The organism is Legionella steigerwaltii, from assembly GCF_001468065.1.
Classification (GTDB): Bacteria; Pseudomonadota; Gammaproteobacteria; order Legionellales; family Legionellaceae; genus Legionella; species Legionella steigerwaltii.
This window is the reverse complement of sequence record NZ_LNYZ01000023.1, coordinates 39573-46428: the sequence shown is the minus strand read 5'-3', so window position 1 is coordinate 46428 and position 6856 is coordinate 39573. Positions and strand designations below refer to the sequence as shown.

The following is a 6856-nucleotide window of genomic DNA, read 5'->3' as shown; positions in this document are numbered from 1 at the left end:
TACGTAGCCGTATTAGCGTAGCGTAATACGGGTTCTTAAAACCCGAAAAACCTCATCAATAATCTGCTGCATATGCATTTCTTCACTATTAATGCACACATCACAATGTTCTTGAAAATTAAATCGCTTTAACCAATGAAGTGCTGATCCTTTTAATCGATCGCCCCTGGCTTCTTCTCGTTGCCCAATTGTTGCCTCAGAGGCATAAAGATAAACAAATAAAACGCCATAGTTTTCTAAAGCTTCTTTATAACTGTTCAATTCATCCATGGTTGTAATAAAGGAATCAACAATAATATTGAAGTCTTGTTCAGCAAGAAGCTTCAGGACATTCGGTATTGTTAAATAGAGTTTTGAACACAATGCTCCCGGTATGATTTCATAGGTTCCATCGGCATATTGTTGTGCGTAGCAAATATCATTTGGCACACAGACTTGCGGGTTATCAGGATGCAACCCCTCAAATTTATCGCCCAGCATGCCCAAATACCCATCAGTGCTAAAGCTGAGCCAGCTATCTCCCAGTCGACTTTTCATTTCATGACAAAGAGTTGATTTTCCTGAAGATGAAGTACCACAAACTATAATAATCATTTTTATACCTTGAACGAATAACAGAGCTATTGAGTTACATTTGTTAATGTGTCACGAGGATTTTGTGACAATATTAAATGGACTGCAATTGATTTTTATGCATTTATTTCGACATCAAACTGACGATATCGTTCAACAAAAAGTTGCGATACCTCTCACTGCTATTCCTTAGTAAGATCGCCTATACTATGTATTGAATTTGCCCATTTACCATTAATTTTATGAATCCAACAAAGCATCACAGCCTTACTTGGGCACATCAGCTCGTACAGGACTGGTTTATCCAAAAAGTAGGTGAACCCACAGAACCGCAGGAGCTTGGATGGCCATTTATTTTATCAGGTAACGATACCCTGATTTCATCGCCTACAGGCTCGGGGAAAACTTTGGCTGCTTTTTTAGCATGTTTGGATGGTTTGGTACGCAAAGCAATAGCGGGAAGTTTACAGGATCAAACAGAGGTCTTGTATGTTTCACCCCTCAAAGCACTGAGCAATGATGTGCAAAAAAATTTACTGGTACCGCTTCAGGAAATTTCTGAATTAGCCAAAGAGCGCGGTATTTATTTACCAGAAATTCGCGTGGCCGTAAGAACTGGGGATACTCCAACCAGTGAACGCCAGAAAATGCTCAGGCAGCCACCACATATTTTAATCACTACGCCTGAATCCTTTTATATTTTATTAACTGCAGAAAAAAGCCGCATCAATTTAGCGGGCATCCATACAGTGATTGTCGATGAAATTCATGCTTTAGCAAATAACAAACGCGGTACCCATTTAGCATTATCTCTAGAACGTTTGGAAGCACTCACTATAAAGCCTTTTATTCGTATTGGCTTGTCTGCTACCCAAAAACCTTTGGAAAAAGTAGCGCATTTCTTAACAGGTGCTAAAAAAACCCGAGTGAAATTAGTCGACATAGGACATGCACGTCAATTAGATCTACAGGTAGTGGTGCCTGAAAGTGAGTTAACCGCTGTTGCCTCCAATGAGATGTGGGATGAACTATATGAAAAAATTGCTGCTTATGCAGGGGAAAATCGTTCTACTTTAGTCTTTGTGAACACACGAAAATTGGCGGAACGGGTTGCCCATCATTTGGAACAACGTTTAGGGGAACATAAGGTTTTAGCGCATCATGGGAGTTTATCGCGAAAACTTAGGCTGGAAGCAGAAACAAAATTAAAAAATGGGGAGCTGCAAGTATTAGTTGCCACAGCGTCTTTGGAGTTGGGAATAGATATTGGCAGTATTGATTTGGTTTGCCAAATCGGATCGCCACGCGCTATTGCCACGACATTGCAACGCATCGGTAGAGCAGGGCACTGGCATGCAGCAATTTCTAAAGGACGTATTTTTGCTACAACTCGTGATGAATTATTAGAATGTGCTTCCTTGGTTTATGCAATACGCCAAGGTGATTTGGATCAGTTGATTATTCCGCAAGAGCCATTGGATATTTTAGCGCAGCAAATAGTGGCAGCTTGTGCCACCCAAGATTGGGAAGAGCGTTTACTCTTTAACCATTTTAAAAATGCTTATCCTTATCACCATCTAACATGGGAAAAGTTTGATGAACTGCTTGCTATGTTGTCTGAAGGAGTTTCCGGATCACGAGGGCGTTATGGTGCTTATATTCATAGAGATCAGGTGAATCATATCATTAAGGCGCGGCGAGGTAGTCGTCTTGCAGCGATTACCAGCGGGGGAGCCATCCCTGATAATGCCTTGTTTACCGTTATTTCAATGCCTGATAATGCCATGGTAGGCACTTTGGATGAAGATTTTGCTGTAGAGAGTAATCGCGGGGACATTTTTTTATTAGGTACGAATTCCTGGAAAATACTTCGTATTGAAAATGGGCGTGTGCTCGTCGAAGATGCACATGGTGCCCCGCCTAGCGTGCCTTTTTGGCTCGGAGAAGCCCCGGCACGAAGCATTGAGCTCTCACTGCAGGTTTCGCAGATGCGCGAAAAAATAAGTGAGTTGTTGCCAGAGAAAAGCCCACAAGTTGTTGATATAAAACATTATCCTGAAATCAAGGCAGCGATTCAATGGTTGATGAGTCATTGCGGCCTCGATCATTCGGCTGCAGAGCAATTATTGGAGTACGTCCGTTCGGGGCGCCAAATTCTGGGCGCGGTTCCGACACAAAAAACAGTCATTGCAGAACGTTTTTTTGATGAAAGTGGCGGCATGCAACTGATCATTCATGCACCTTTTGGCGCGCGTATTAATAAGGCCTGGGGATTGGCTTTGCGCAAGAAATTTTGCCGATCGTTTAATTTTGAATTACAAGCTGCAGCTACGGATAATGGATTAAATATCTCTTTGGCCGAGCAACACAGTTTTCCTTTGTCGGATGTGTTTCATTTTTTACATACCAACACTCTAAAAGAGGTTGTAACGCAAGCGGTGTTGCAATCCCCTTTATTGGGTGTGCGTTTTCGTGCTGTGGCTTCACGATCTCTGTCATTATTACGTTTTCGTGGTGGTAAAAAGATTCCTCCAAACATTCAACGGATGTTGGCAGATGATTTGTTGGCAGCTGTCTTTCCAGACGCAGCAGCATGCCAGGATAATTTAGGTGGTCGTGATGTGGTGTTACCTGAGCATCCACTCATAGAAGAGACCATGAAAGATATTTTAACAGAAGCTTTAGACATTGATGGATTAACAGAAGTCATCCGTGCTATTGAATCCAAACAGATTAGGTGCCTCGCAATAGATACCCCAGTTCCTTCTGCATTTTCTCATGAAATTTTAAATGCCAATCCATATGCATTTTTAGATGATGCTCCTTTAGAGGAGCGACGCTCTCGAGCAGTAGAAATGCGTCGCGTACTCCCCGAAGCATTGTTAGAAGAGGTGGGTAAGTTGGATCCCAAAGCGGTTACCGAAGTTCAGGAGCAAGCTTGGCCAGATATACGCTCTGCAGATGAATTACATGATGTTTTACAAACAGTGATTGTTTTTCCAGAAACAATTCATTTATCAGAGTATCAAGCTACATTACCTATATGGGAAAAATATTTTATTGAATTGCAGCACGCAGGACGGGCTGTATTGGCTACGGTTACAGGCAAAAATTATTATGTGCCTGCTGAAAAAAAGAAGACTTTTCACTGTATTTTTCCACAAGCATTATTTGCCAATGAACTGGTTGATATTGAGGAAGAGTCATGTACACAAGATGAAGGTATCTTGAAAACTCTTCGTGGTTGGCTTGCACATACTGGCCCAATCACTCAAAAAACACTCACTGACTGTTTGCAACTTTCATCCCTTGATGTTGAGCATGCTTTATTAAAATTGGAAGCGAGTGGTTACCTATTGCGTGGAATTTTTCGTGCAGAATATGCCGGTGATATTGAATGGTGTGAACGTCGTTTGTTGGCACGTATCCATCGTTACACTACAGAATCTTTACGTAAACAAATCAAACCCGTTACCCGAGCCCAATTTATGGCATGGTTACTCAAATGGCAACATGTGGCAAAAGGAAATCAAATGCGAGGCGAGAGCGGTTTGTTGGAGCTAATTAAACAACTTCAAGGTTTTGAGCTCGCTGCAAATGCATGGGAATCGGATATTTTCCCTGCACGGATGCAGGATTATGATCTGTTGATGTTAGATAAACTGTGCATGAGTGGTCTTGTAGGTTGGGGGCGTATGTCCCCTCATCCTTCTGTAACTGCTGTGGAAGAAGAATCGAAAAAATCAAGACGTTTATCACCCGCGCGAAATGCACCGATTACGTTTTTTGTTCGAGAAGAAGCCGATTGGATTCCACCGCATGCACTTGTTGATAATATCGACGAGGTGGAGAGCTTAAGCCATCCCGCACGCAATATTTACCGCTTTTTACAAAAATACGGTGCTTCATTTTATGCAGATATTGTGCGTGGTACCGGAAATCTGAAAGTAGAAGTTGAAAATGGTTTATGGGAATTGGTTGCTGCGGGGATGGTTACTGCAGACAGTTTCGACAATGTGCGTACCCTGATTAGTTCAAAACGTAAATACAGCAGTCGACATCGGCGTAGGCCACTGTTTCCACTGAGCACCGGACGTTGGTCTTTATTGCATGTACATGCACAAGCAGATCAAGAAAAGCGAGTGGAGGCTGCATGTTGGATGCTGCTGAAACGCTATGGGGTGGTATTTCGTGATTTACTTGCACGTGAGAAAAATATTCCACGTTGGCGCGATCTATTGATTTTCTTGAGACGTCTTGAATTACGTGGTGAAGTACGCGGCGGTCGTTTTGTTGATGGATTTTTAGGCGAGCAATTTGCATTGCCCTATGCCGTGGATTCTTTACGTGCTATGCGAAATGAAGAATTGGATGAAATGCCACAAACCATTTCATCTGTGGATCCTTTGAATTTAGTGGGAATTGTAGTACCAGGTGATAGGGTTTCTGCAGCGATCAAATCGGAGATTCGGTTGGTTGGGGGACAGGTTATTTCATATGTGTAGCTGTAGTGGCTACAAAGATCCCCTCTTCCGATATCGGGAGAGGGGCAGGGGTGAGGGGAAAATTTACACCATCATCCGCCCTAACGGGCACCTTCTCCCCTTAGGGAGAAGGGATGTTTTATGGTTTTAGATTTCAAATTTATTTTTATATTCATCAATAAGTTCATTACGCTTGATTTTAAGCTGATTGCTTAATCCTACCTGATAAGTGCTTGGCTCATCATGACGTTTGTATTCTTCGGGTAGTTGACTCAAACGAGTTCTGCTGTATTGGGCGATCTCGTACAATGTTTTCGATGGCATTAATTGTTTGCCATGTTCCATAACTTTTTGCAATAAAGGTTCTTGCTGATAATGATCAAGAGACAATAATTGTTCCGTTTCAAAAGGAGCATAGACCTTATCCAATTTTGTCTCATCTATAAATCCAACAACATCCATGCCTAAAAAAGCATTTTGATGCACTAGTCGAAACACTTGCTTTTTGTAAGGTAAAGTGATTTTAGTTGTTGATTCAGAAAGTTTGAGTCGTGGTTTTCCATTGGTACAAGCCAGTTTATACACTCCATCTAAAGCAGCATCTGGGGCGCCAATAACCAAATTTGTGCCCACTCCAAAAACATCAATAGGTGCTTTTTGTTCACGTAGGGTTTTTATTCTTGATTCATCTAACTGATTGGATGCAACTATTTTTACATAATGCAAGCCTGCTTCATCCAACATGTGTCTTGATTTTTTTGCCAAATCTTCCAAATCACCACTATCTAAGCGAATGGCATTCAATCGATGACCTTTTTGCTCCATTTCTTTGCCTATGCGAATTGCATTAGGTACACCACTTTCCATTGTGCTGTATGTATCAACAAGAAGGGTGCAATTGTTAGGCCAGATTTCAGCAAAATCACGAAATGCATCAAGCTCACTGTCGTAACTCTGTATGAATGAATGAGCCATAGTTCCAGAAATGGGAATGTCATAATCACGTCCTGCACAGACATTACTTGTTGCATCAAACCCACCAACAATCGCTGCGCGACTGGCATAATACCCTCCAGGACCTTGTGCTCTACGCAAACCAAAATCAATTAATTTACAATCTCCTGCAACATGTCGTATGCGGCTTGCTTTTGTTGCGATAAGGGTTTGAAAATTGAGCACATTTAAAAGAATCGTTTCAATCACTTGGGCTTCAATAATATTTGCTTCAACGGTCACAATGGGCGAAGTAGGAAAAACGATATCTCCTTCTAATGGAGCATAAATGGTTCCATTAAAGCGAAAGTTTTTCAGATACTCGAGAAACTCAGGATGCATTCCTTTACTTTGTAAAAATTGAATATCACGTTCACTAAAATGATAGTTTTCCAATATTTCCAATAAGTCTGCCAAACCAGCAAAAACAGCATATCCCGAACCGAATGGAAGTTTTCTAAAAAAATAATCAAAGATGGCTGTATTATTTTGGTGGCCTTTCAAAAAATAAACCTGTGCCATAGTTAATTGATATTGATCTGTATAACTTCCAGTAAAATCAAACATTTTGGGTAGACATCCTTTTTGCGCAATAAAATTCAATGCAATGATAACAAACTGATTATATTGCCATAATATGTATTTAAATACACTTCCAGGAAGTTTCTTGAAAAAATATCTTATGAGCTGAGGAGGGAATAAGGATAAGTTGCCTGTAAAAGCAATGTAGCCTGGGTGCAGGTCCATAGGACCGAAACCCGGGTTCCACTGCGTTTCACCCAGGCTACGTTACTGGCAAGCTACAT

3 protein-coding genes are annotated in these 6856 nt (G+C 41.4%); 1 reads left to right on the top strand and 2 read right to left on the bottom strand.

All coding sequences use genetic code 11. From position 1 onward, the window contains the following. Positions 1-12 precede the first annotated feature (12 nt). Positions 13-594, bottom strand: a complete 582-nt coding sequence (locus Lstg_RS12845; protein ID WP_058478087.1) for a phosphotransferase-like protein — start codon at positions 592-594, stop codon at positions 13-15. Positions 595-815: 221 nt separating this feature from the next. Between Lstg_RS12845 and Lstg_RS12840 the strand changes: the two genes are divergently transcribed. Further along, on the top strand, positions 816-5078 hold the full coding sequence (locus tag Lstg_RS12840) for a DEAD/DEAH box helicase (protein WP_058478086.1): 4263 nt from the start codon (positions 816-818) through the stop codon (positions 5076-5078). A 126-nt stretch (positions 5079-5204) separates the two neighbouring features. Here the strand turns inward: Lstg_RS12840 and Lstg_RS12835 are convergent, their stop codons facing one another. Then, entirely contained in the window at positions 5205-6617 is a 1413-nt protein-coding gene (locus Lstg_RS12835) for a nicotinate phosphoribosyltransferase (protein ID WP_058478089.1), read from the bottom strand. Between the last annotated feature and the right edge of the window lie 239 nt (positions 6618-6856).

What these genes read in the sequence shown, in the direction of transcription:
- Lstg_RS12845 (WP_058478087.1), bottom strand. Translation starts at nt 594, where the DNA reads ATGATTATTATAGTTTGTGGTACTTCATCTTCAGGAAAATCAACTCTT.
- Lstg_RS12835 (WP_058478089.1), bottom strand. Translation starts at nt 6,617, where the DNA reads ATGTTTGATTTTACTGGAAGTTATACAGATCAATATCAATTAACTATG.
- Lstg_RS12840 (WP_058478086.1), top strand. Translation starts at nt 816, where the DNA reads ATGAATCCAACAAAGCATCACAGCCTTACTTGGGCACATCAGCTCGTA.